Source organism: Streptomyces sp. NPDC001492 (assembly GCF_053597275.1).
Map to the genome: position 1 here is coordinate 1 of NZ_JBSFHW010000058.1, position 23,900 is coordinate 23,900.

At 69.3% G+C, this 23,900-nt stretch carries 21 protein-coding genes and 1 pseudogene; 9 read left to right on the top strand and 13 right to left on the bottom strand.

The annotated features are described in order from the left end of the window. On the top strand, positions 1 to 583 hold a 583-nt coding region (locus ACWC1K_RS43970), incomplete at its 5' end, for a DUF1349 domain-containing protein (protein ID WP_450839115.1). A 494-nt stretch (positions 584 to 1,077) separates the two neighbouring features. Here ACWC1K_RS43970 and ACWC1K_RS43975 read toward each other — a convergent pair. The 5 genes and pseudogenes from ACWC1K_RS43975 to ACWC1K_RS43995 form a co-directional block, all read right to left on the bottom strand. After that, positions 1,078 to 1,701, bottom strand: a complete 624-nt coding sequence (locus ACWC1K_RS43975) for a hypothetical protein (protein ID WP_450839186.1) — start codon at positions 1,699 to 1,701, stop codon at positions 1,078 to 1,080. 795 nt (positions 1,702 to 2,496) lie between these two features. Next, a pseudogene (locus tag ACWC1K_RS43980) lies at positions 2,497 to 2,937 on the bottom strand (TniQ family protein); the annotation flags it as partial. Positions 2,938 to 2,951: 14 nt separating this feature from the next. Beyond that, the gene (locus ACWC1K_RS43985) at positions 2,952 to 4,235 is read right to left on the bottom strand and encodes a TniB family NTP-binding protein (protein WP_450839117.1); all 1,284 of its coding nucleotides are present in this window, start codon (positions 4,233 to 4,235) and stop codon (positions 2,952 to 2,954) included. Further along, a complete protein-coding gene (locus ACWC1K_RS43990; protein WP_450839119.1) occupies positions 4,232 to 6,517 on the bottom strand; it encodes a transposase in 2,286 nt (761 codons plus the stop codon). Before ACWC1K_RS43990 ends, ACWC1K_RS43985 begins: the two co-directional genes overlap by 4 nt. Next, on the bottom strand, positions 6,517 to 7,194 hold the full coding sequence (locus tag ACWC1K_RS43995; RefSeq protein ID WP_450839120.1) for a TnsA-like heteromeric transposase endonuclease subunit: 678 nt from the start codon (positions 7,192 to 7,194) through the stop codon (positions 6,517 to 6,519). Before ACWC1K_RS43995 ends, ACWC1K_RS43990 begins: the two co-directional genes overlap by 1 nt. Positions 7,195 to 7,547: 353 nt before the next feature. On the opposite strand from ACWC1K_RS43995, the gene argC reads away from it, so the two are divergent. Genes argC through ACWC1K_RS44020 form a run of 5 tightly spaced genes read left to right on the top strand, consistent with a single transcriptional unit; the run spans position 7,548 to position 12,372 of the window. After that, the gene (gene argC, locus ACWC1K_RS44000; RefSeq protein ID WP_450839122.1) at positions 7,548 to 8,576 is read left to right on the top strand and encodes an N-acetyl-gamma-glutamyl-phosphate reductase; all 1,029 of its coding nucleotides are present in this window, start codon (positions 7,548 to 7,550) and stop codon (positions 8,574 to 8,576) included. Next, positions 8,573 to 9,724 carry a bifunctional glutamate N-acetyltransferase/amino-acid acetyltransferase ArgJ gene (gene argJ / locus ACWC1K_RS44005; RefSeq protein ID WP_450839124.1) on the top strand — a complete coding sequence of 384 codons (1,152 nt, stop codon included), beginning with the start codon at positions 8,573 to 8,575 and terminating at the stop codon, positions 9,722 to 9,724. The genes argC and argJ overlap by 4 nt, the downstream gene beginning before the upstream one ends. Then, on the top strand, positions 9,721 to 10,635 hold the full coding sequence (gene argB, locus ACWC1K_RS44010; protein WP_450839126.1) for an acetylglutamate kinase: 915 nt from the start codon (positions 9,721 to 9,723) through the stop codon (positions 10,633 to 10,635). Before argJ ends, argB begins: the two co-directional genes overlap by 4 nt. Continuing rightward, positions 10,632 to 11,825, top strand: coding sequence for an acetylornithine transaminase (locus tag ACWC1K_RS44015; protein ID WP_450839127.1), 1,194 nt, complete (start codon positions 10,632 to 10,634; stop codon positions 11,823 to 11,825). The genes argB and ACWC1K_RS44015 overlap by 4 nt, the downstream gene beginning before the upstream one ends. 7 nt (positions 11,826 to 11,832) lie before the next feature. Beyond that, positions 11,833 to 12,372 (top strand): arginine repressor, encoded by a 540-nt coding sequence (locus tag ACWC1K_RS44020; RefSeq protein ID WP_115909266.1) that lies wholly within the window; start codon positions 11,833 to 11,835, stop codon positions 12,370 to 12,372. A gap of 87 nt (positions 12,373 to 12,459) precedes the next feature. On the opposite strand, the gene ACWC1K_RS44025 is transcribed toward ACWC1K_RS44020, so the two are convergent. The 5 genes from ACWC1K_RS44025 to ACWC1K_RS44045 form a co-directional block, all read right to left on the bottom strand. Beyond that, positions 12,460 to 13,200 carry an FAD:protein FMN transferase gene (locus tag ACWC1K_RS44025; protein ID WP_450839183.1) on the bottom strand — a complete coding sequence of 247 codons (741 nt, stop codon included), beginning with the start codon at positions 13,198 to 13,200 and terminating at the stop codon, positions 12,460 to 12,462. 55 nt (positions 13,201 to 13,255) lie between these two features. Then, entirely contained in the window at positions 13,256 to 14,074 is an 819-nt protein-coding gene (locus tag ACWC1K_RS44030; RefSeq protein WP_450839129.1) for an FMN-binding protein, read from the bottom strand. Between the two features lie 30 nt (positions 14,075 to 14,104). Then, entirely contained in the window at positions 14,105 to 15,487 is a 1,383-nt protein-coding gene (locus tag ACWC1K_RS44035) for a ferredoxin reductase family protein (protein WP_450839131.1), read from the bottom strand. A 75-nt stretch (positions 15,488 to 15,562) separates the two neighbouring features. Then, positions 15,563 to 16,042 carry an FMN-binding protein gene (locus ACWC1K_RS44040; protein WP_450839132.1) on the bottom strand — a complete coding sequence of 160 codons (480 nt, stop codon included), beginning with the start codon at positions 16,040 to 16,042 and terminating at the stop codon, positions 15,563 to 15,565. Between the two features lie 18 nt (positions 16,043 to 16,060). Then, the gene (locus ACWC1K_RS44045; RefSeq protein ID WP_450839133.1) at positions 16,061 to 17,413 is read right to left on the bottom strand and encodes a ferredoxin reductase family protein; all 1,353 of its coding nucleotides are present in this window, start codon (positions 17,411 to 17,413) and stop codon (positions 16,061 to 16,063) included. Between the two features lie 151 nt (positions 17,414 to 17,564). On the opposite strand from ACWC1K_RS44045, the gene ACWC1K_RS44050 reads away from it, so the two are divergent. Next, a complete protein-coding gene (locus tag ACWC1K_RS44050; RefSeq protein ID WP_450839134.1) occupies positions 17,565 to 18,305 on the top strand; it encodes a response regulator transcription factor in 741 nt (246 codons plus the stop codon). Continuing rightward, positions 18,302 to 19,762, top strand: coding sequence for a sensor histidine kinase (locus ACWC1K_RS44055; RefSeq protein WP_450839135.1), 1,461 nt, complete (start codon positions 18,302 to 18,304; stop codon positions 19,760 to 19,762). Before ACWC1K_RS44050 ends, ACWC1K_RS44055 begins: the two co-directional genes overlap by 4 nt. Here the strand turns inward: ACWC1K_RS44055 and ACWC1K_RS44060 are convergent. The 3 genes from ACWC1K_RS44060 to ACWC1K_RS44070 form a co-directional block, all read right to left on the bottom strand. After that, positions 19,749 to 20,459, bottom strand: coding sequence for a L,D-transpeptidase family protein (locus ACWC1K_RS44060; RefSeq protein WP_450839137.1), 711 nt, complete (start codon positions 20,457 to 20,459; stop codon positions 19,749 to 19,751). The genes ACWC1K_RS44055 and ACWC1K_RS44060 overlap by 14 nt on opposite strands. 3 nt (positions 20,460 to 20,462) lie before the next feature. Next, a complete protein-coding gene (locus tag ACWC1K_RS44065; RefSeq protein ID WP_450839138.1) occupies positions 20,463 to 21,050 on the bottom strand; it encodes a pyridoxamine 5'-phosphate oxidase family protein in 588 nt (195 codons plus the stop codon). A gap of 126 nt (positions 21,051 to 21,176) precedes the next feature. Next, the gene (locus ACWC1K_RS44070; RefSeq protein WP_450839140.1) at positions 21,177 to 22,055 is read right to left on the bottom strand and encodes a hypothetical protein; all 879 of its coding nucleotides are present in this window, start codon (positions 22,053 to 22,055) and stop codon (positions 21,177 to 21,179) included. A 281-nt stretch (positions 22,056 to 22,336) separates the two neighbouring features. Between ACWC1K_RS44070 and argH the strand changes: the two genes are divergently transcribed. Then, positions 22,337 to 23,767: an argininosuccinate lyase gene (gene argH, locus ACWC1K_RS44075; protein ID WP_450839141.1), complete on the top strand. Its 1,431-nt coding sequence runs from the start codon at positions 22,337 to 22,339 to the stop codon at positions 23,765 to 23,767. Positions 23,768 to 23,900 lie beyond the last annotated feature (133 nt).

A 23,900-nucleotide genomic window follows, 5' to 3' on the forward strand; every position in this document is an offset into this window, starting at 1 on the left:
CTTCAGCAAACTGCAGATCCTCACCTCGCCATGGCTTGCCTACAGCTCCATCCCCGCCGCAGTGAGCCAGAGCCAGGGAGTGACCTCCCTGACCAACGCGGGCATCGACACCTGGGAAACGACCGCGCTGCACGACGACGAGTACTCCGCGGCCTACCAGCCGACCGCCGCGGGAACCTCCTCCACTGTCACCGTCCATGTCGACAGCCAGGACAACACCAACGCCTGGGGCAAGGCCGGCCTGATACTGCGCAACAGCATCGCCGGAGCCGGCTCGTCCACCGGGTACGCCTCCCTCGCCGTCACTCCCAGCAACGGCGTCAGCCTGGCGTGGGACTCCGACAGCGACGGCTACGTCGACAAGATCACCACCAAGACCGGTCGCTCCGCCCCTGTCTGGCTCCGGCTGGTCAGGAGCGGCACATCGCTCACCGGCTCCTACTCCACCGACGGCACCACCTGGACCACCGTCGGCACCGCCACACTGACCGGAGCGAACAGCAGCCTGGACGCGGGCACGTTCTTCACGGCCCACGGCCCCACACCCGGCACCGCGAGCTTCAGCCAGTTCTCCATCAGCTGACGAAGCGGAAGGGACACCGGGACTGCCGCAGGACCGCCAGGCTCAGCGACGCCTGGCGGTCCTGCGCCACACCGAGGATGAGACGCAGACGTCGCGCTGCCCGGGACCGGCATCGTCCCGGCCGGCGGGCAGCTCTACAAGATCGTGAACAGGAACAGCGGCAAGCTCTCGACATCAACGGCTTCAGTCACCGGAGGGGACGGAGAGATCGCGGAAGCCGTGTGTATCTGGCCTCCGATGCCTCGGCCTTCACCGTGGGCCGGCTGGGGTCCGTTGTCGACATCAACCGCCCCAGGTTCGGACGAGCCGAGCAAACGCCGGGTGAGAATGCCTTGGCCAAGTTGTGTCCGGAGCTGTACTGCTCCCTCTCTGTGACGCGTGCGAGCTCTGCCTGCAACGCTGTGACCGGATTCTTGGTGGGCAGATCATGCTCTGAACCATGCACGTTGGCAGTCCCTGGGAAATCCTTGTTGGCGGATCGTGGCAGTTGGCTTTTACTGTGCGTGAGCGTCGGGCTGTTCGTTGACTGTCGGTGATCTGCCTGTACCCGAGTCGATGTTTCGGGCGAGCTGTTGGGCATATTCGGCGAGGAGTTTCCGTAGGTCGGCGTAGTGCCGAAAGGTATCTGGCCGGACGAGGTTGTACCAGGTGGTGTTGCGGCGCAGGGCCCATTCGCGCTGGATGTGTTGAGGCTGTTCGGCCTCGATGGGGCGTGGGGCGAAGAGGTGCTCGCCTTGTGTGACCTGTACCCAGATGTAGACGGAGGCGTCCTGGCGTTTGCGGTCGCCGACCGGTGGCCGGATGGGGCCGGGAAGCGGTGGCAACTCGCTGACCAGGGCGTCCCATTCGTCCGGAGGAAGAGCCCAGTCCCTGAGTGCCTCGCGTCGGCGCTGGTAGTCGATGAGTGGTCGCCGGGGTGCTCGGAGTTCGGCGCCGAGCTCGCGGAGGACTCGTTCGAACTCGGCTGGACTGCGTCCTGCGCGCTCCCAGCGTTTGAAGTCGGTGTTGGTTCTGAACCGCACCAGGCTTGGGGTGATGCCGAGGTAGGCCGCGGCCTCGTCGAGGGGTCCGCCTATGGCCCACTGGACGAGCCGGACTGCAGCGGTTCGGCGTAGCACCTTCGGGGCAATTCCGGTAATAGGCGCGAAGTATCTTTCATACCAGTCCAGTTCCAGGTATGCGGGGATGTGTTCTGGTCGGTAGTCGTCCCGCAGGGGTGCTCGGAATCCCTGTGGGCCGCCGATTTTGCGGTAGGTGCGGGTCAGGGGTTCGGCTGCGTCTCGGAATCGTGGTGAGCACGAGTTTTCATGTCGGGCGTAGATGCGTACCCAGGGCGTACGTGTCGGCCGTTCCCCGGGGGTGTGGACGAGGTGGGAAAGGTGTTCGGAGAGATCGTCTGCTTCGAGTAAGGCGTGTGCGGCGCGCAGGAGTCCGGCACAGGCGATCGAGTCACGGGGCGGTACATCGCGCAAGCGAGAGTGCTGCAGACCGTTGCTGGTACTCGAATTCCCTGAAGCGGAGTGGACGTACGCGGCCACGTGCCCGGCGAAGGTGGTGTCGAGAAGATGCTGCCCTACGGGCCAAGTAGTAGCGATCAGTGCGGTGGCCAGCCGGAGATCCGTGAGGTACTCGGATGCGTCCGAGGCTGGGGTCAGCGGGTCTAGGCGGGCAAGCAGGGACTGCTGGAAGCGAAGGATGCCCGGTGTCGGGTGTGGCCGACGGTAAGGATCTGTAGCAACTCGTTGATCGAGTCTGCCGCCGCAGGCGCGGGACTTTCGTTTCTGGGTTGGGGTGCCGATCGTCCACCGGCATTGCGCTGGGTGCAGGGTGTGATCGTTGGCCCGCTCAATCAGGCGCCCTGATATAGCGCGCGGCTGCCCACAGCGCGAGCAGCTTGCTTCCAGATAGGTCTGGTGTTCTACGCAGCTGAAGACAAAGGGTAGGTGCCACAGCTTGCGCCAGGGACCGCCGTGGAGTTGCTGGGCTGGGGTGCAGTCGCCCGCTAGACAGGTGGGGCAATACCGTGGGGAGCCGACGAAGAGCCATGGGTCCGGCCTCTGTCCGGGCACGGACGACCAGGCGATGGGGGGATACCGGTCTCGCCACTGTGTCAGTGTTAGTGCCGACACTTCCTCGGCTGTCTGGCGGGTCACTCGGGCGAATCCTTGGGCCTCCGGCCCGGTGAGATTCAGAAGCAGACTGCCTGGGATGTGATGAGCTTGGACGCGATCGGTCCAGCCCGCCGCACGGATCAGTTGCAGAGGCGGGAGGCTTAGGCGATGCCCTAGCCGAAGCAGGTAGCTGACAAGGGACTCTCCTGAGGCAGGTTCGAGACTCCGGGGCAGTGGATGCATCACGGCTCCATCCGTCAGGCGCCCGCGCGGGCAGCCGGGCCAGGGTCATCGAAAACCGTGTTCCGGGGTCGCTTCGCCTGCGTGGTCTTCTTGGCGGCCGTCTGCGGGTCGGGCGGGATGACGGGTTCGTCCGGCGGCTGCTCTGGCTCGTCCCGCCGGAGCACGATCTCGTCCAGCAGGCTCTCGTCGATCATTTCCTTCCCGGACTCCATGGCTTCCTGGGCGCCGTCTTCGAGCAGGCGTCCCAGCAGGCCGATGACACCGCCGGTGCGACGCATCAAGTACTCCGGCATACCGCCGCCGGTGAGCATGCCCTGCGTCGCGTTCATCAGCCGCAGGTGCTGCTCGATCCCCTTCAGATGATTGACGAAGGCCGTGATCTGCTTCGGGGTGATGTAGCGGAACCGGTCGATCTCGATGAGCTCGAAGCGGTGTTCCGTCTGGGTGACCTCCAAACCGTGGATGCGGGTCGACTCCAGCGGTGGCATCTCCCATTGCCGGGTCTTCTTGTTCCACTTCGCCTCACGCAGCAGCCCGACGCCCTGGATGTTGACGCCGGTCAGGATCAGAGTGACGTCCAGGCTCATAAAGGCCCGCATCAGGTCGAGGACGTCCTGGTCGTCGGCTCTGTGCATCCTTAGTCGGCTGATGTCGTCCAGAATCAGAGCTTTGACACCATGGTCATAGAGAGAGTCGGCGACCTGCCGTACCAGTTCCGGCACCGTGGCCGACTTGCGGGTCGGAGCCCGGAAGAAGCCTAAGATCGACATGCAAAGGCTTTTCGGGGTTGCTGTCACCGGGGTCGAGACATAGACGACTGGTGCGTGGAGATCACGGGTGCCCGGCAGAGCCTGGGGGTTGAGGTGACTGTGGAGTTCCAGCCACTGCTTTTCGAAGACGGCCCCGGCGGAGCAGACAGACGCGGTCTTGCCGTAGTTGCCCCAGCCGCTGATCATGACGCCGGCGCGGGTCGGGTCGTTCTTCTTCCTCGTGTTGCCGCTCAACCGGCGCCGGATCAGCTTGCCGACCTTGTCGTGCATGGGGGTGTCCTGCAGCGGGAGGTTCGCGTTCGTCAGCTCCCGGTAGAGGTCGTAGTCGTACTGGCGGCTCTCAGGGAGCATCGACCATTGCTGCGGGGAGATCGTCTGAGCGGGGACGAGTAGGTCGTAGTGGGTGCGGTAGTGCTGCCAGCCGGCGTAGGTGTCGAGGGGCGGGCGGCTGCCCAGGATCAGCTCGGCGATCCTGGCTCGTGAAGGCAGACCGTCCAGCGGATCATCGTGAGAGAGGGCTCGGGTCACGTGTCGTCCTCCTGGACAGGAGTATCGGCTTCCGAGTCGTCGGGGGGCGGAAGCCGGAACATGGGACGCCGGTTCAGGGCCTCGTGCAGCGTTGCCGGGGCCACGGGCTTGACGTCGGCGAGGGCTTCTTCGCGTCGTCGACGGCGGTCGGCGTCGACCGCGTGGTCGATCGTGCGGGCGTGCTCGGCCCAGGCCGCGGGCATCTCAGCCGGAGCTGGCTCATCCGCGATGGCGGGTGCGGCGGGGCGGTCAGCGGCCGCAGCCTGTGCGCGGGTGATCTCGCGGGCTTGGGCGACGCGCTGCTTCTTTCCGGCCTTCCTCTTGGCCTGGCTGGGCCATTGGTCGACTGGGGTGACCGAGCCGAGGATCCCGAGCAGATCTTCCAGGAGCTCGCTCTCGGAATGGATCCTGATCTTGTTCGCCCTCACGCGTGTCAGCAGGGCGTCGGCAGTCTTGTCCGAGAAAGCAGGGATCTCACCTTCGGGCGGCAGTCCTCTCCAGCGCAGAATGTGCCAGGTCTCGTGGTCGGCAGGGTCCTGGAAGTACACCTGCCGGCGGTCCCTCCGGTCACTGCGGACAACCCACTTGCCCGCGTGTTTGCCGCCCCGGGCGGAGGGCTGCTGGAAGCGCGGCTCGTCGAAGACCGGGTGGTGATACCAGAGCCCGAGGATCTTCACCCCGCGACGAGGATGGATCTTCACGTGGTGTTTGCGCAGGACCTTGTAGTAGAAGCTCGGTTCGGGGAAGTCCAGGTCGAAGCCGCCCTGTTCCATCGCGGCAGCGAACAGGGTGTTGGGGCTGTGGTCTTCACCCGGCGCCCAACTCGGGGCGTATTCGCCTAGTTTACGGTTCTGCCAGATCTGGACGATCCAGGTCGCGATGATGTGCTCGGCTTGCGCGAGCGTGAGGCTCGCATCTCGTTCCGGGTCGGCCCCGCGGTCCGCGACGTCACCGCCGGTGAATCCCAGCAGGTGCTCGAAGAGCATGGTCTGGATGGTGAGGAACTGGCGCTCGACCGCGAACTTGTCGGTCTGCCGCAGGACGCGAGCAGGCAGGATCCGGCAGCCGATCTCCGTTTCGGCTTCCACCAGGTCGTGATTCTTGTAGGGGCCGCCGTGGTCGGTGGTGACCGTCTCCGGGGCGAAGAACGGCAGAGCGGCGACACGGTGACCGGTGAACTCGGCGATCACCTCGGCCGGCACCCCTGCGTAGGGCCATTCCATGTCCTCACCCCAGCCGTCCCGCATCGGAAGCGGCAGCATCACGTCCCTCAGCAGCATCGCGATGTCGACCGAGGTGTCGGACTGGAGCGTAAGCCGGAAGGCCGGCAGCCCGTGCGTGTAGAGATCGAGTGCGAGCGTCAGCGTCGCGGTGATCGCGTCGCCGAACACGGTCTCGCGCAGCTTCACCGGCATCGGGGTCGAGTCCAGCACCAGAACCTGGCCCGGCCGGTGGACCACCATCCGGCCGGAGACCCCGGCCTCCGCGGCCGCCTCCGCCGTCCGCCCGTAACGCGGCCGGGCTCCGCCGGGCCCGAACCACTCGTTCCAGACGGCCGCGAGCGTCCAGCGGGAAGGGATCTTCTCAGTGGGAAACGTCGGGAACCGCTCACGCATGTACTGGTGCATCAACCGGTGCTTGGCACCCTGGCTCAGGCGGGCGCGTGGGCCGCACTCGGCCTTTACTGCGAAGATCGCCTCCCGGATCTCCTTCGTGATGGTGCGGTGCCCGCTGCGTCGCCGCGTCCAGCGCCCGTCCGCGCAGGCCAGCAGGAGACTGTCACCCACCAATCCCGACAGACGTACCAGCGTCCGGTAGCTGAGGTGCTGCAGACCGCACCGGACCGCCTCCGGACGGGGCATCGCCTCCATCTCCGCAGCCTTCGCGTACCGACGCTGAGTCAACGTCGTGCGGTCCGGGTCGTAGGCCGGCCGGGGCTCACCCGGCAGGGCCCGAGCCGGGTGGCCCTCCCGGAACCCCGTCTCGGCCTCCAGCACGTGCGCCGCCCGCAGCCGGGCCCGCTCTAACTGGTCCTTGGTCAAGTCGGCCAGTGTCCTCGGCTGCCGGGCGACCGGCGGTGGGCGCCCTGACTCGACTGCCGGAAGAAGCCGCAGGTCAGCATGGTTGATGAGCCAACGGAACGAGCGGGTCTCCGCGCGGCCGTCGTCATCCACGAGGACGAGCCGGCCGAGTTGGCCGTGGACGTCGTCAACCGTCCACTCGACGCCATTGAGTGCGACCCGCCTACCCGGCGCGATCTGCAAGAACCCCCTCGCTGCCATCACACCGCCCAGATCAGTGAGCTGTGGCGCAAGGGACTGCCCAGGTCAACGCCGAGCTCGCGGTGCCAGAGCAGCCGGACGATGTTTGCCCGGCCAACGGAAGGCACGCTGGTCGCCTCCGCCAGGTCGGAGAACGTCATCTCCTGCCCCTGCTGCCCGCTGATAGCGGTGAGCAGCTGCTCGCGCATGCCGAGAAGGTCCCTCGCCGGCCGCCGGCGCGAGGACAGGTGGTCAAGGACGCTCCAGACATGCGGTCGCCAGCCCGCGACCACCGAGTACCGCCAGCCGCAGGCAGCCGCCACTTCCCTGGCCGCCGCGAACTTCAGCGCGTCCTCTTCCTTGATCAGCTCCATCGGGCGGACGTCCAGCAACCACATCCCACCGCCGATCACGGCCAGGAAGTCCGGGATGTGCCAGGCATGCCCGCCCGCATGCTCGAAGTCCAGCCGGAACGGCTGCGACAACACTTCCGATGCCCTCAAGAAGTCAAGCGCGACCAGCAGGCTCACTTCCTTCAGCGACTCGAAGCCATGCTTCCCGCCCGCTGACGCCATCGCCTCCAGGCCGGGGCGGTGCCGCTGCTTCGCCCGCCACGTGAACCCTCGCATTGGCCGGGACGACATCACCGGTACGTGAGCCATGTCCCGGACCGGCCAGCAGACCTCGTCGGCGCCCACCTGCCACGTCGAACTCCACCGACGCGGCCAGTCGTCCCCGAGCCGCAGCCGATCCCGCAGTCCGGCGTCCCCGTCGTACGCCGTGACAAGGTGGTCCAGCTGACTTGAATCCGATGGGATCTTCGCTCTCGCTGCCTCGCCCACCCATCCAGAGAAGCATCACTCGACCGGCAACGGGGGCGTTTTGCCGGTACTGCCCGCAACACAGCGTGACGGGACCGAGATTTGCCAACCAGCTTGCTCCATGTGCCAACTAAAATTCTCCGTCACACATGCTCCCGAAGGCGGACCCCGCACCGATTGCATAAACGTGCATCGATACGTATAGTCATGCCATCCAGGAGGAGGATGACATGGCGGTACGTGCGGCAGTGGCCGGAGCGAGCGGGTACGCGGGCGGAGAACTCCTGCGTCTGCTCCTGGCGCACCCCGAGATCGAGATCGGGGCCCTGACCGGCAACTCCAACGCGGGCCAGCGGCTCGGCGCGCTGCAGCCGCATCTGCTGCCGCTGGCCGACCGGATACTCCAGGAGACCACCCCCGAGGTCCTCGCCGGGCACGACGTGGTGTTCCTCGCCCTGCCCCACGGCCAGTCCGCCGCCGTCGCCGAGCAGCTCGGCCCGGACGTGCTCGTCGTCGACATGGGCGCCGACTTCCGGCTCAAGGACGCGGCCGACTGGGAGAAGTTCTACGGCTCCGCGCACGCCGGGACCTGGCCGTACGGCCTCCCCGAACTGCCGGGTGGCCGCGCCGCGCTGGAGGGGTCCAAGCGCATCGCGGTACCCGGCTGCTACCCGACGGCCGCCACCCTGGCCCTCTTCCCGGCCTACGCCGCCTCCCTCGCCGAGAACGAGGCCGTGATCGTCGCCGCCTCCGGCACCTCCGGCGCGGGCAAGGCGCCCAAGCCGCACCTGCTGGGCAGCGAGGTCATGGGCTCCATGGCGCCGTACGGCGTCGGCGGCGGCCACCGGCACACCCCCGAGATGATCCAGAACTTCAGCGCGGCGGCGGGGGAGCGGGTCTCCGTCTCCTTCACGCCGACCCTCGCGCCGATGCCCCGCGGCATCCTCGCCACCTGCAGCGCGAAGGCCAAGCCGGGGGTGTCCGCCGAGTCCGTGCGCGCCGCCTACGAGAAGGCCTTCGCCGACGAGCCCTTCGTCCACCTCCTGCCCGAGGGCCAGTGGCCCGCGACGGCGTCCGTCTACGGTTCCAACGCCGTTCAGGTGCAGGTCGCATACGACGAGGCGGCGGGCCGCATCATCGCGATCAGCGCCATCGACAACCTGACCAAGGGCACCGCGGGCGGTGCCGTCCAGAGCATGAACCTCGCCCTCGGACTCGACGAGTCCACGGGGCTTTCCACGATCGGAGTCGCACCGTGAGCGTCACGGCAGCCAAGGGATTCACGGCGGCCGGCATCGCCGCCGGAATCAAGGAGAACGGCAACCCGGACCTGGCCCTCGTGGTCAACAACGGTCCGCGCCGCGCCGCCGCCGGTGTCTTCACCTCCAACCGTGTGAAGGCCGCGCCGGTGCTGTGGTCCGAGCAGGTCCTCAAGGGCGGCCAGGTCTCCGCGGTCGTCCTCAACTCCGGTGGCGCCAACGCCTGTACGGGTCCCAAGGGCTTCCAGGACACGCACGCCACCGCCGAGAAGGCCGCCGAGGTCCTCGGCCGGGGCGCCATCGAGGTCGCGGTCTGCTCCACCGGTCTCATCGGCGTACTGCTCCCGATGGACAAGCTGCTCCCGGGCGTCGAGACCGCCGCGGCCCAACTGTCCGAGCACGGCGGCGAGAAGGCCGCCATCGCCATCAAGACCACCGACACCGTCCACAAGACGTCCGTCGTGACCAAGGACGGCTGGACCGTCGGCGGCATGGCGAAGGGCGCCGGCATGCTCGCGCCCGGCCTCGCCACCATGCTCGTCGTCCTCACCACCGACGCGGCCCTCGACAGCGACGTACTGGACAGGGCGCTCCGGGCGGCGACGCGCACGACCTTCGACCGCGTGGACTCCGACGGCTGCATGTCGACCAACGACACGGTGCTGCTGCTCGCCTCGGGTTCGGCCGAAGTCACCCCGGAGTACGAGGAGTTCGCGGAGGCCGTACGGCAGGTCTGCGACGACCTCGGCCAGCAGCTGATCCGGGACGCCGAGGGCGCCAGCAAGGACATCAAGGTCGAGGTGATCAACGCGGCGAGCGAGGACGACGCCGTCGAGGTGGGCCGCTCCATCGCCCGCAACAACCTCCTCAAGTGCGCGATCCACGGCGAGGACCCCAACTGGGGCCGTGTGCTCTCCGCGATCGGCACCACCAAGGCCGCCTTCGAGCCCGACCAGCTCAACGTCGCCATCAACGGCGTCTGGGTCTGCAAGAACGGCGGCGTCGGCGAGGACCGCGAGAAGGTCGACATGCGCTACCGCGAGGTGCACATCGTCGCCGACCTCGCCGCCGGGTCCGAGACCGCCACCATCTGGACCAACGACCTCACCGCCGACTACGTCCACGAGAACAGCGCCTACTCGTCATGAGCACTACGCGTAAACACACCGCGCTCCCCAAGGCCCAGATCCTCATCGAGGCGCTGCCCTGGCTGGTCAGGCACAACGGCAAGACGGTCGTCATCAAGTTCGGCGGCAACGCCATGATCGACGAGGACCTGAAGGCCGCCTTCGCGCAGGACGTCGTCTTCCTGCACCACGCCGGTCTCAAGCCGGTCGTCGTGCACGGCGGCGGCCCGCAGATCAGCGCCGCCCTCGACCAGCACGGCATCGTCAGCGAGTTCAAGGCCGGCCTGCGCGTCACCACCGAGGACGCCATGGACGTCGTACGCATGGTGCTCGCCGGACAGGTCCAGCGCGAGCTGGTCGGGCTGCTCAACCAGCACGGCCCGCTGGCCATCGGCCTCACCGGCGAGGACGCGCACACCATCACCGCCACCAAGCACCAGCCCGAGATCGACGGCGAACTGGTCGACATCGGGCGGGTGGGCGAGATCACCGCGATCGACACGGGCGCGATCGAGGCACTGCTCGCCGACGGCCGGATCCCGGTCGTCTCGTCGATCGCCCGTAGCCAGGACGACGGACATGTCTACAACGTCAATGCTGATACGGCGGCTGCGGCACTCGCTGCTGCTCTTGGAGCGGAGACTCTCATGGTCCTCACGGACGTCGAGGGTCTCTATGAGGACTGGCCGAACAGCGACGAGGTGATCAGCCGCCTCTCCGCTTCCCAGCTGGAGAAGCTGCTGCCGGAGCTGAGCTCCGGCATGGTGCCGAAGATGGAGGGGTGTCTGCACGCCGTGCGCAACGGCGTCACCACCGCCCGCGTCATCGACGGCCGGGTCCAGCACTCGATCCTGCTGGAGATCTTCACCGACGAGGGCATCGGCACGATGGTCGTGCCCGACGAGAATCCGCACGTACAGGGGGAGTCGTGAGCAACCAGGAACTGACCGCGCGATGGCAGGGCGCGCTCATGAACAACTACGGCACCCCGCTGCTGCCCCTGGTGCGCGGCGAGGGCGCCAAGGTGTGGGACGCCGACGGCAAGCAGTACGTCGACTTCGTCGGCGGCATCGCGGTCAACGCGCTCGGCCACGCCCACCCGGCGGTCGTCGAGGCCGTCAGCACGCAGATCGCGTCCCTGGGCCACATCTCCAACTTCTTCATGTCCGAGCCGACCGTGACCCTTGCCGAGCGGCTGCTGCAGCTGTTCGGGCGGGACGGCAGGGTGTTCTTCTGCAACTCGGGCGCCGAGGCCAACGAGGCCGCCTTCAAGATCGGCCGGCTGACCGGGCGGACGCACATCGTCGCCACCGAAGGCGCCTTCCACGGCCGCACCATGGGTGCCCTCGCGATGACCGGCCAGCAGGGCAAGCGGGAGCCGTTCCTGCCGCTGCCGGGTGACGTCACGCATGTGCCGTACGGCGACGCGCAGGCCCTTGCGGCCGCGGTCACCGAGGAGACCGCGCTGGTGATCCTGGAGCCGATCCAGGGCGAGATCGGCGTCGTCGTACCGCCCGCCGGTTATCTCAAGGCCGCCCGTGCGATCACCGCCGCGACCGGTGCGCTGCTGGTCCTCGACGAGGTCCAGACCGGAATCGGCCGCACCGGCCACTGGTTCGAGTACCAGGCCCACGAGGGCGTCCTGCCGGACGTCGTCACGCTCGCCAAGGGCCTCGGCGGCGGGCTGCCGCTCGGCGCGACCGTCGCCTTCGGGCGGGCCGCGGAGCTGCTGCAGCCCGGACACCACGGCACGACCTTCGGCGGCAACCCGGTCGCCTGCGCCGCAGGGCTCGCCGTCCTGGACACGATCGCGAACGAGGGCTTGCTGGAGAACGTCAAGCAGCAGAGCGAGAAGCTGCGGGACGGAATCGAGTCACTGGGCCACCCGTTGATCGCCCATGTCCGGGGCGCGGGCCTCCTCCTGGGTATCGTGCTCACCGAGCCGCTCGCGCCCCAGGCGCGCCAGGCGGCTCAGGAGGCCGGATTCCTGGTGAACGCACCCGCCCCCGACGTCGTACGGCTGATGCCGCCGCTGACTCTCGGAGACGACGAGGTGGACGCGTTCCTCCAGGCGCTGCCCGGCATCCTGGACCAGGCCAACGGGGACGGATCCGGAGAATGAGACGACGATGAGTCACGCGCAGGACGACGCACAGCACGCCGGGCCTGCCGTGCCGCAGACCCGCACCGCACGCCACCGCCGGATCGTGGACATCCTCAACCGGCAACCGGTGCGCTCGCAGAGCCAGTTGGCGAAGTTGCTGGCCGACGACGGCCTGAACGTCACGCAGGCGACGCTGAGCCGGGATCTCGACGAGCTGAACGCGGTGAAGATCCGCAACAACGACGGCGACCTGATCTATGCGGTGCCCAGCGAGGGGGGTTTCCGGACCCCCCGGGCGCCGCTGGGGGAGTCCGCCAAGGAAGAGCGGATGCGGCGGCTGTCGCAGGAGCTGCTGATCTCCGCGGAGGCGTCCGCGAATCTTGTGGTGCTGCGGACGCCGCCGGGGGCCGCGCAGTTCTTGGCCTCGGCGATCGACCAGGCGGAACTGCACGACATCCTTGGCACGATTGCCGGTGACGACACGTTGTTGCTGATCAGCCGGGATCCGAGCGGGGGGAATGCGTTGGCCGAGCATTTGCTGAGGTTGGCTCAGAACGGGCACTGAGAGGGGTGGTTGCTGCCGTCCGCCGACTGCGACTTCGTCGTGGCTGGTCGCGCAGTTCCCCGCGCCCCTGAAAAAGGGGCGGTGCAGTCAGCCCAGGCGGGCAGCGAGGCCCCCCGTGCATCTCACCTCGTCGCCCGCCGTGATCAGCAGGGCCTCCACGTCCGGGAGGGACTCCAGCCAGCGCAGGCCCTGGTTGGAGCCCATGGCGAAGGCGGCTGTGGCCCAGCAGTCCGCCCAGGTGAGCTTGGGGGCCACCACGGTCACTGCCACCAGGTCGGTCACCGCGGAGCGGCCCGTGCGGGGGTCGACGATGTGGGCGCCCCGCTCGGCGGTGCCGGAGGTGGCCACCGCCAGTTCGTCCGTGCCGGCCGCGGAGACGACCGCCGCGAGCCCGCCCGGGCGCAGCGGGTCCGCCACCCCGACCCGCCAGGGCCGGTGCGCTTCGGGCATGCCGAGCAGTTGGACGTCCCCGCCCCCGTTCATGCTCACGCCGCTCACGCCGGGGATCGCCGCCAGCAGCCGGGCCGCGCGCTCGGCGGCCCAGCCCTTGACGATGCCGGTCGGATCCAGCCGCCCTTCGTAGCGCATGCTGAACCAGCCGTCGCTCACCCGCTCCGCCTCGGCGCCCAGTGCGAGCACCTCGGCGACCTCGGGGGCGCACTGCTCCACGGTCAGCTCACCGCGCGCGAGCCGGGAGACCTGGCTGTCGTCGCGGTAGGTGCTGAACACCTCGTTCACCCGGTGCAGTCCGGCGATCGCCTCCTGCAGCGCCGCCTGCACCGCACCGGGCTCCCCGCCGCGGACGTCGAAGGAGAAGACGGTCCCCATGACCTCCTCCGCATGACGCACCGCGGCGGGAGCTTCTGCCGACTCGGCCACCGACTCAGCCACCGGCCTGGTCCAGTGCCGACTGCAGCGACTGCATATAGCCGCTGCTCGTGTACGTGGCACCCGAGACCGCGTCGATCTTCGCGCTGCCGGCCGCCACCGCCTCCTGGTTCAGCTTGGGGATGGCCATCGCCGTCTTCTGGTCGCTGAGCCCGCCCTTGGGCGCCTGCACCGCATCGGCCTTGGTGATCTTGCCGTTGCTGACGGTGATACGGACCTGGACCGGCCCGTACTGGGTCTGCGCGACACTGCCGGTGACGGTCTTGGCCTGGGTGCTCGCGGAGCCCGAGCCCTGGGAGCTGCCGGACGCGGAGCCCCCGCCGCTCTGCGAGGAACCGCCGCTGCCCTGCGCGGAGCCGGCGCTCGCCTTCATCTTGTCGATCGCCGACTGCAGCGACTGCTTGTAGCCGTTGCTCGTGTACGTCGCCCCGGAGACCGAGTCGATCTGCGCGCTCTGCGCGGCGACCGTCTCCTTGGTCAGCTTCGGTATGGACAGCGCGGTCTTCTGGTCGCTGGTGCCGCCCTTGGGCGCCTGGATCGCCTCGGCCTTGGTGATCTTTCCGTTGCTGACGGTCAGCCGGACCTGGACGTTGCCGTACTGGGTCTGGGCCACACTGCCGTCGACCGTGCCGCTCCCGGCGCCCGCGGTGCCGCCCTGGGGCGACTCCTGCGCGGCCGCGGTCTGCTGCGGGGCCGCACCGGCCGCCTGGGCGTTCGGGTCGGACGCCGGTTTCAGCGACAGCAGCAGTACGACGCCCGACACGGTGGCGGCGGTGGCCAGCACGACACGCCGGATGGGGTGACTCTTCTTCATCGCTTTCCCAGACTCCTGAAGTCCCGTCGCTCACATCTCGAACGACTCGTGATGGATGCGGCGGGCGGGCACTCCCGCGCCGCGCAGTGCTTCGTACACGCCCTGCGCGAACCCGGCAGGGCCGCACATGAAGACGTCGTGCTGTTCGATGTCCGGCAGTTTCTGCCGCAGCCGCTCCGCCGAGATGTCCGGGCGCTCCCCGTCCGGACTGTTGACCGCGTACATCAGCCGGGCGCCGCGGTCGTCGGCGATGGCGGCGAGCTCGTCCCAAAGGGCGAGATCCTGCGTGGTGTTGGCCCGGTAGAGGAGGGTGATGTCGCCGGAGGCACCCGGGAGCGTCTCGAACAGCGCCCGCATCGGCGTGATGCCGACGCCGCCCGCCACCAGCAGCACCTTGCCGCGGCTGCGCCGCTGCGCGGTCATCGCACCGTACGGACCCTCGGCCCACACCTTGGTGCCGGGCGTCAGCTCGCGCAGCCGGGCGCTGTGGTCGCCGATCGCCTTGACGGTGATCCGCAGCATGTCGGGGCGGGGCGCCGCCGACAGCGAGTACGGGTGGGAGGAGAACCGCATGCCCGGCGCGAGGAACCGCCACCGGAAGAACTGCCCGGCCTCCGCGCCCATCCGGTGCAGCTTCCGCCCGCCGATCAGCACCGACACGATGCCCGGGGTCTCCTCGATGACCGCCTCGACGCGCATGCGGTGCCGCATGTTCAGCCGGATCGGCGTGAGGATGCGGTACCAGACGACCAGCGCGGTGACCGATCCGTACAGCGCGTACCAGAAGGTCTTCGCGGTCGGCTCGACGGCGAAGTCGTTGCCGGTGGTGATCTGGTGCCAGAACGTCAGGAACACGGCGCCGTACGTCAGCAGGTGGACGTGGTACCAGGTGTCGTACGGGATCCTGCGCCGCACCGGGCCGATCGAGGTCAGCCCGATGAGCACGAACAGGCCGGTGCCGATGGCCGCCTTGCCCATGTCCGGCAGCTGGTTGATGGAGTCGATCGTCTGCTGGACGATGTCACCGAGCGACTTGCCCGCCTGCAGCGCATAGCCCCACATGATGAGGAAGACATGCGCGAAGACCAGGCAGAGCGTGTAGCGGCCGCTCATCGCGTGCCAGCGCGCCACCCGGTCGGAGCCGACGCGCCGTTCGAGGGCCGGCACGCGGGCCATCTGCAGCACCACGAGCGCCATCAGATAACCGGCCAGCAGACCGGTGATCCGGCCCGCGTTGAGGATCTTGCCGTTCTGGTCGGCGATGGACGGAGTGTTGTGCCACCACAGCCACAGCACACCGACCGCGCCCGCCCATACGGCGAGCAGCAGGACGGTCGCCGGGGAGCGGCGCGGACGGATGCGGCGCATCGTCTGGCGGCGGGCGGCGCGGCCGCCTGCGAGCGTGGTGGTCACTGTTCCTCCGGGGCGGGGGCAAGGGGGCTGTCGTGGTCCCTTGGCCCTGAGATACGTGCCGCGACGCCGGTGTGTTCAGCCGCGTGCCGAGTCCAGTGCGGACTGGAGTGACTGGCGGTAACCGTTACTTGTGTACGTGGCGCCGGAGACGGTGTCGATGCTTGCGCTCTGGGCCTGCAGCGCCTCGCTGCGCAGCCGGGGGAGTGCGTAACTGTTGATCTCCTGGTCGCGTGGGTTGTCCGTCGGGTACTGGACGGCCGTCACTTCGGTGAGCTTCCCGCTCTTGAGGGTGATCCGGACCTGGACGGGGCCCCAGCGGGTCTGGATCGTGTCGCCGGTGACGGTCTTTGTGGCGGTCGTGGTCGAGCCTCCGGAGCCGCCGGACCCGGTCGAGCCGCTCGAAGCGCTCGAACTGCTGCTGGGCGCGGGCACCGCCAGTGCCGCCTCCGGCGAGGAGTGCGGCTTCAGCGACAGCAGCAGCACCATGCCGGAGACGGTGGCGGCGCTCGCGAGCACGATGCGGCGCAGCGGACGGTTCTTCTTCAGCGCGTGCACTTGACGGCCTCACAGCTCTCAGAATTCGAACGACTCGTGGTGGATACGACGGTCCGGCACACCCGCGTCGCGCAGCTCCTCGTACAGGTCCCGGGCGAAGCCGTGCGGGCCGCAGATGTAGACGTCGTACGCGGCCAGGTCCGGGAAGGTGGCGCGCAGGTTCCGCGCGGTCAGGCTGGGGCGCCGGCCGTCCTGTCCGTTGAGCGCGTACAGCACCTTCGCGCCGCGCCAGCGGGCGATGGCCTCCAGCTCGCCGCCGAGGGCGAGGTCCTCGGCCGTGCGCGCCCGGTACAGGAGGGTGACCTCTCCGGGCAGCGTCTCGAACAGCGCTCGCATCGGTGTGATGCCGACACCGGCGGCGATCAGCAGGGACTTCGGGGAGGTCTGCCGATCCTCGGTCAGCGAGCCGTACGGCCCCTCGGCCCACACCCGGGTGCCGGGTCGCAGCAGGGAGACGGCCGCGCTGTGGTCGCCGAGCGCCTTCACCGTGATGCGCAGCAGGTCACGGCGGGGCGGGGCCGACAGCGAGTACGGCGTCGACGTCCATCCCATGCCCTCGCCGAAGAACCGCCAGCGGAAGAATTGGCCTGCCCGTGCCCCCATCTCGTCCAGCCGGTGTCCCCGCACGACGACCGAGTAGACGCCCGGCGCCTCGCGGTGCACGGACTGGACCCGAAGCCGGTGCCGCAGGTTCAGCCGGACCGGGGCCAGGATCCGGAACCACAGCACCAGCGCGGCGACGCCCAGGTACAGGGCGTACCAGGCGGCCGTGGCGAACGCGTGCCCGTTGAAGTCGTTGCCCAGCGCAAGCTGGTGGCCGAAGGCCAGGAACACGGCCGCATAGGTGAGCAGGTGGACGTAGTACCAGAACTCATACGTGGTCCTGTGCCGCACGGCCCGGACCGAGGTGATGCCGACCGCGAGGAGGATGACCGTCCCCGCCGTGGCCTTGAGCATCTCCGGATAGTCCAGGACCACCGTGACCGTCTCGTGCACCAGCGAGGCCTGGTCCTGGGCGGCGTACCCGAGCAGGATCAGCACGACGTGAGCCACCAGCAGGCTGATCGTGTACCGGCCGGCCATCGCATGCCAGCGGGCCACCCGGTCCGAGCCGATCCGCCGCTCCAGCAGCGGCACCCGGGCCATCAGAGCGACCAGCACGGCGCAGGCGTAGCCGCACAGCAGCCCCGCGATCCGCCCGGCCCCGGTCAGCCAGCCGGCCGTCCCCACCACCGAGCCGGTGTCCGTCCACCACAGGGCGACCACGGCGGCCGCCCCGGCCCACAGCAGGGCGAGCAGCGGGCCCGCTGGGGAGCGCCGCGCGGCCGGCGCCACGGCCGGTGCCGTCCGCCGCTCGTACACGGTGGTCATGTGTGCGTCCTTTCGCCTGTATCCGGACGCAACTGTGCCGCCGCAACCTCTCAGCCCGCTCTGAACCGGCACCCTCTGAGCCCACTCAGAGGAAACTCAGAGCATCCGCGCACGCCCGTCCGCCCCGGCGAGGGGTGATCCTGGTAGGGCGATGAACACCACCCGCTCCGGCCGCCCCGCCCTCACCCGCCCCGACGGCACCCCGCTGCGCGTCCTCGTCGTCGACGACGACCCCGACCTGGCCGAGGTGCTCTCGGGTGCCCTGCGCTACGAGGGCTGGCAGGTCCGCTCGGCCGGCGACGGCGCCACCGCACTGGCCGAGGCGCGGGAGCTCATGCCGGACGCCGTGGTGCTGGACGTGATGCTGCCCGACACCGACGGCTTCGCCGTGCTGCGCTCCCTGCACACCGTGAAACCCGATGTGTGCGTCCTCTTCCTCACCGCCCGGGACGCGGTCGAGGACCGCATCGCCGGCATCACGGCGGGCGGCGACGACTACGTCACCAAACCCTTCAGCCTGGAGGAGGTCGTCGCCCGCGTCCGCGGACTGCTGCGCCGCGCCGGCATGGCGCGCCAGCTGGACGAGGGCCCGCGACTGACGGTGGGCGACCTGGTGATGGACGAGGAGGCCCGTGAGGTGACACGGGCGGGCGAGCTGGTCGAGCTGTCGCCCACCGAGTTCGAGCTGCTCCGCTTCCTGATGCGCAACCCCCGCCGCGTGCTCAGCAAGGCCCAGATCCTCGACCGCGTCTGGTCCTACGACTTCGGCGGCCGCGCCCATGTCGTCGAGCTGTACATCTCCTACCTGCGCAAGAAGGTGGACGCGGGCCGCGAGCCGATGATCCACACCGTGCGGGGGGCCGGATACGTACTCAAGCCGGTGGCGCCATGAGGCTGCGGTGGGGGCGCCTGCCCCGGCCACGGACGCTCCGGGCCCGGCTCACCGTCGGCCTGGTGGTGCTGCTCGCGGTCAGCTGCGCGGCGGTGGGCCTCGCCGCAGTGATCGAGCTGAACGGCTTCCTCACCAGCCGCCTCGACGAGCAGCTGGGCCAGGTCGGACCCCGGTTCGCCGCCAGCCTGGAACACGGAGGCAAGCTCCCCGACGACCACGACGGCGACGAACACGGCGACGACCGCAGACAGGCCACCGGCACCTTCGGCGCCCGCCTCGTCGACGGCTCGGCCACCAACGCCGCGGTCATCCGGACCGGCGGAGTCGTCCACGTCACGCTGACCGCCAGGGACACCAGACAGCTCGCCGCGGTCCCGGTCGACGGCAGGGGCCACAGCGTCCGGCTCTCCGCCCTGCACGGCTACCGGGTGACCGCGTCCAGGGGCCTCGACGGCGACGTGCTGATCACCGGGCTGCCCCTGGAGCCCGTGGAAGCCACCGTCCACCGCCTCGAACTGGTCGCCGGAATCGTCTTCGGCGCCGCCCTCACCCTCACCGGCGTCGCGGGCGCCCTCTGGGTGCGCTGGTCCCTGCGGCCGCTGAGCCGGGTCGCCGCGACCGCCACCCGGGTCAGCGAACTCCCCCTTGCCAGCGGCGAAGTGGCCCTGCCGCCGCGCGCCCCCGAGTCGGACCCGCGCAGCGAGGTGGGCCGGGTCGCCGGCGCCTTCAACCGTATGCTCGGCCATGTCGAGGACGCCCTGACCAAGCGGCACGCGAGCGAGGAGCGGCTGCGCAGCTTCGCCGCCGACGCCAGCCACGAACTGCGCACCCCGGTCGCCTCCGTCCGCGGCCACGCAGAGCTGGCCCTCCTTCACCCCGGCCCGGTGCCCCCGGAGATCACCCGGGCCCTCGAACGCATCGCCGCCGAGTCGGGCCGCATGGGTGCGATGGTGGACGACCTGCTGCTCCTGGCCCGCCTGGACGCGGGCCGCCCCCTCGAACGCCTTCCCGTCGACCTCACCCGCCTGGTCCTGGACGCCGTTTCCGATGCCCGCGCCGCCGGCCCCGACCACCGCTGGACCCTGGACCTCCCCGAGGAACCGGTCACGGTCACCGGCGACGAGCACCGCCTGCACCAGGTACTGGCCAACCTGCTGGCCAACGCGCGTCTGCACACCCCGGTCGGCACCAAGGTGACGGTGTCACTGGAGACCGACGGCCCCTCGGCCGTCCTCAAGGTCCACGACGACGGCCCGGGCGTCCCCGAGGACATCCAGCCGGGCGTCTTCGAACGCTTCACCCGAGCCGAACACCGCCGTCGCAAGGACGCCCCGGGCGGGGGCGCCGGTCTGGGGCTGTCGATCGTGGCGGCGGTGGCGGAGGCACACGGCGGGAGCGTCGGCCTGGAGAGCACAGCGGGCTCGACCACCTTCTCCGTACGGCTCAGTACCGAGTGATCGCCGTGCTCCCGCTCGCCGTGCCGACGGCGATGTGCGGCTCCTTCCCCGGAACCGCCCACCCGAGAATCGCCCGCATCGCGGACCTGGGCACGGACACACAACCCGCGGTGGCCCCACGCCCGTTGACATGCAGGAAAATGCCGGCGCCCCGCCCCCGTACGCGCTGGTGGTAGTTGAACCCGATGACGAACGCATAGGCGTACTGCGTCGTGTAGGAGGCAAGGTGCTCGGACTCGGACGCGCGGCAGTCGGCCGGACGCGGATCGGTCCAACGGTTGTAGGACGCCGAGGCGATGTCCTCGCACCACCATGAACTCTGCTTCACCGCACGGTACTTGGACCGGGTCCCGTGCGGCGCGGCCTCGATGCCGAAGGCGTACGGCAGGTCGTACAGCCCGGTCGGAGTCGTGTTCGTGTTCTGTCTGCGCGAGGCACCCTCCACGAGCCCCTTCGCCCCGAACCGCGCGGACGCCGAACCGGCCTTCACCCAGCGGCCGTCCCGCAGGTCCCACCAGGTGACCTTGCCGGTCGTCGAGCTCGTCCTCGGGGCCACGGCGGTGATCAGCTGCGTACCGCCGCCCGTGTCGGCCATCCGGGCGGGAAGGGGCGCACCGGAGGCCGAGGCGGCCGGCACGGCACCGAGGACCAGGAGCGAGGCGCACACCAGAGCGCCGGCGGCGAGAGCTGATCGCATGGCTCAGACCGTAGACGGGGGGAGCGGCAACGGCAGCCCGGGTAGGCCATCCAGGCTCGTGGCGATGTGCTCCTTCTTGGCGAAGTACGCGCCGAGCGAGGCGTCGTCCTCCCGCGCGAAGCGCTTGCCGTGCAGGTCGCGGTCCTCGTCGTAGGTCATGAAGGGCACGGCGTAACCGCAGGTGTCCCGGACGAGTTCGGCCGTTACGACGATGACCGCCCGCAGGCCGTGCGGGGTCGGGTCGATGTCCGGGAAATGGGCGAGCAGTTCCTTGAAGCGCGGGTCGTCGCGGAAGACGGGCTCTCCGCGGCCGTGTACCCGCACGATGTTCGGCGGGCCCTGGAAGGCGCACCACATCAGGGTGATGCGCCCGTTCTCCCGCAGATGCGCGATCGTCTCCGCGTTGGATCCCGCGAAGTCCAGATAGGCCACGGTGAGTTCGTCGATCACCGCGAAGGAGCCCTTGAGGCCCTTGGGGGAGAGGTTGATCGTGCCGTCGCCGGAGAGGGGCGCGGTCGCGGTGAAGAAGAGCGGCTGCGCCTCGATGAAGGAACGCAGCCTGCCGTCTATGCGCTCATAAGTCTTTCCCACGCCTCACGATTATGAACGCAAACCTTTCGCCTGTCTAAAGGAATTACGGGCTCCACTTGCAGGCCGTCGGCCGTGGCCACCCCGGCCGGCGCTGCATCGGGGCGGCCACAGCGCCTGTCACGCCCGTTACTTGGTGAGCGTGCAGGCGGCCAGGGAGTCCAGGCCGGTCGGCTTGGCGGAGGTGCGGCCGATGGCGATCGCGATGCGGTCGATGGTCGACTTCCGCTTGTCGGTCAGCGGGCCGAGGATCGCGTTGTTCACGAAGTTCGGGCCGCCCTGGCCGACGGTGCTCTGCAGCCGGTTGTTGGCCTCCTGGATCTGCGTCTGCAGCAGGGTGAGGTTGCGGGTGACCTCGTTCTGCGCGGAGGCGGGGATCGCCGGGAGCTTGGAGGCGACGTCCGGGCAGGTGATGGTCCCGGCGGCGGAGGCGCCGGAGCCGGCCGCCTGCCCGCCCGCCGCGGTGTTCGCGGCGGCACCGGAGCCGGCGTTCCCCTTGTTGGCGTTGCCCTTGCCCTTGCCGGTGTTGCCCTTGGCGGCGTTGCCGGCGTTCGCACCGGCGGCGTTGAGGGTGCACGGCGCCAGCGCGTCCAGGCCGGTCGGCTTGGCCGCCGTACGCCCGATGGCCGTGGCGATGCGGTTGATCGTGGCCACCCGCTTGTCCTTCAGGGGCCCCAGGATGGCGTTGTTCACGAAGTTCGGGCCGCCCTGGCCGACGGTGCTCTGCAGCCGGTTGTTGGCCTCCTGGATCTGCGTCTGCAGCAGGGTGAGGTTGCGGGTGACCTCGGCCTGCGCGGAGGCGGGGATCGCCGGGAGTTTCGAGGCGACGTCCTGGCAGGTGATGGTGCCGGGGGACGCGGCCAGGGTCCGGGCGTTGTTCCCGCTGCTCTTGGACGGCGTCCCGGCGAGGGCGGAACCGGCGATCACCGCTCCGGACAGCGCCACCGCGGCAGCGCCGCCGATGATCGCGACGCGACGCTTGTTGTACTTCGGAAGAGCCCTGGACATGCGGATGCCTCACTTGGGTCAGGAGTGGGTGTACAGACGCGGCGCCGGTGTTCGGGGTGAAGTACGGGTAAGCGGTTTCGTTTGTTCAACCGTCCTTCAGCACTTCTCCACAGCCCTCCTGCCGCCCGAGGTCGATTGACGAATCATGCATGACACTGCATACTCATGCATGTCGTCCGCAGTCGAAGATCGCAGCCCGGCGTCCATGGCGGGCGCAGCCTGACGTGACCTCGCGTGAGCGAGACTGTGCGCAAGACCAACCCTCCCTAGGAGCTACGCAAGTGAGCAGCAACAGCGGTGACGTACGGCTCTGGGGCGCCCGTTTCGCCGACGGTCCCTCCGAGGCCCTGGCGAAGCTGTCCGCCTCCGTCCACTTCGACTGGCGGCTGGCGCCCTACGACATCGCCGGTTCGCGAGCCCACGCGCGCGTGCTGCACAAGGCGGGCCTCCTCACGGACGACGAGCTGACCCGCATGATCGCCGGACTCGACCAGCTCGAGGCGGACGTGGCCGACGGCTCGTTCGTGGGCACGATCGCCGACGAGGACTGCCACACCGCGCTGGAGCGGGGTCTCCTGGAGCGCCTCGGCCCCGACCTCGGCGGCAAGCTCCGCGCGGGCCGCTCCCGCAACGACCAGGTGACGACCCTCTTCCGGATGTACCTCCGGGACCACGCCCGCACCATCGCCGGACTGATCGCCGAGCTCCAGGACGCCCTGATCGGTCTCGCCGAGGCCCACCCGGACGTGGCGATGCCCGGCCGCACCCACCTCCAGCACGCCCAGCCGGTCCTCTTCGCCCACCATGTCCTGGCCCACGCCCAGGCGCTGTCCCGGGACGCGGAGCGCCTGCGCCAGTGGGACGGGCGCACGGCGGTCTCGCCGTACGGCTCGGGCGCCCTCGCGGGCTCCTCCCTCGGCCTGGACCCGGAAGCGGTCGCCAAGGACCTCGGCTTCGAGCACGGCAGCGTCGGCAACTCCATCGACGGCACGGCCTCCCGCGACTACGTCGCCGAGTTCACCTTCATCACCGCGATGATCGGCGTCAACATCTCCCGGATCGCGGAGGAGATCATCCTCTGGAACACGAAGGAGTTCTCCTTCGTGACCCTGCACGACGCGTTCTCCACGGGCTCGTCGATCATGCCGCAGAAGAAGAACCCGGACATCGCCGAGCTGGCGCGCGGCAAGTCCGGCCGTCTGATCGGCAACCTGACCGGCCTCATGGCCACGCTCAAGGCCCTGCCGCTCGCGTACAACCGTGATCTGCAGGAGGACAAGGAGCCGGTCTTCGACTCCATCGACCAGCTGGAGCTGCTGCTCCCGGCCTTCACCGGCATGATGGCGACGCTCACCGTGCACCGCGAGCGCATGGAGGAGCTGGCCCCGGCCGGCTTCTCCCTCGCCACCGACATTGCCGAGTGGCTCGTCAAGAAGGGTGTCCCGTTCCGCGTGGCGCACGAGGTCGCCGGCGAGTGCGTGAAGGCCGCCGAGGCCGAGGGCAAGGAACTGGACGAGCTGACCGACGAACAGTTCGCCAAGATCTCCGCCCATCTGACCCCCGAGGTGCGGACGGTCCTGAACGTGCCGGGTGCCCTGGCCTCCCGCAACGGCCGTGGCGGTACGGCGCCCAGCGCGGTCGCCGTCCAGCTGGCCGAGGTCAAGGCGGACGTGGCGGTACAGCACGCATGGGCCACGGCCAAGCAGGCCTGACGGCCGCATCGCAGCACACAGCAGGGCCCGGACAGCGCGTCCGGGCCCTTCGTGCTGCCCGCGCCGACGGATAACGGATGAGATTCAGCCACTGGCCGAAACCTTGACGTGGCTCTACTCGGAGGTAACTATT

Coding starts and splice junctions, on each gene's coding strand:
- ACWC1K_RS43990 (WP_450839119.1), bottom strand. CDS start 6,517: ATGGCAGCGAGGGGGTTCTTGCAGATCGCGCCGGGTAGGCGGGTCGCA.
- argC (WP_450839122.1), top strand. CDS start 7,548: ATGGCGGTACGTGCGGCAGTGGCCGGAGCGAGCGGGTACGCGGGCGGA.
- argB (WP_450839126.1), top strand. CDS start 9,721: ATGAGCACTACGCGTAAACACACCGCGCTCCCCAAGGCCCAGATCCTC.
- ACWC1K_RS44020 (WP_115909266.1), top strand. CDS start 11,833: ATGAGTCACGCGCAGGACGACGCACAGCACGCCGGGCCTGCCGTGCCG.
- ACWC1K_RS44025 (WP_450839183.1), bottom strand. CDS start 13,200: ATGGGGACCGTCTTCTCCTTCGACGTCCGCGGCGGGGAGCCCGGTGCG.
- ACWC1K_RS44030 (WP_450839129.1), bottom strand. CDS start 14,074: ATGAAGAAGAGTCACCCCATCCGGCGTGTCGTGCTGGCCACCGCCGCC.
- ACWC1K_RS44045 (WP_450839133.1), bottom strand. CDS start 17,413: ATGACCACCGTGTACGAGCGGCGGACGGCACCGGCCGTGGCGCCGGCC.
- ACWC1K_RS44050 (WP_450839134.1), top strand. CDS start 17,565: ATGAACACCACCCGCTCCGGCCGCCCCGCCCTCACCCGCCCCGACGGC.
- ACWC1K_RS44055 (WP_450839135.1), top strand. CDS start 18,302: ATGAGGCTGCGGTGGGGGCGCCTGCCCCGGCCACGGACGCTCCGGGCC.
- ACWC1K_RS44060 (WP_450839137.1), bottom strand. CDS start 20,459: ATGCGATCAGCTCTCGCCGCCGGCGCTCTGGTGTGCGCCTCGCTCCTG.
- ACWC1K_RS44070 (WP_450839140.1), bottom strand. CDS start 22,055: ATGTCCAGGGCTCTTCCGAAGTACAACAAGCGTCGCGTCGCGATCATC.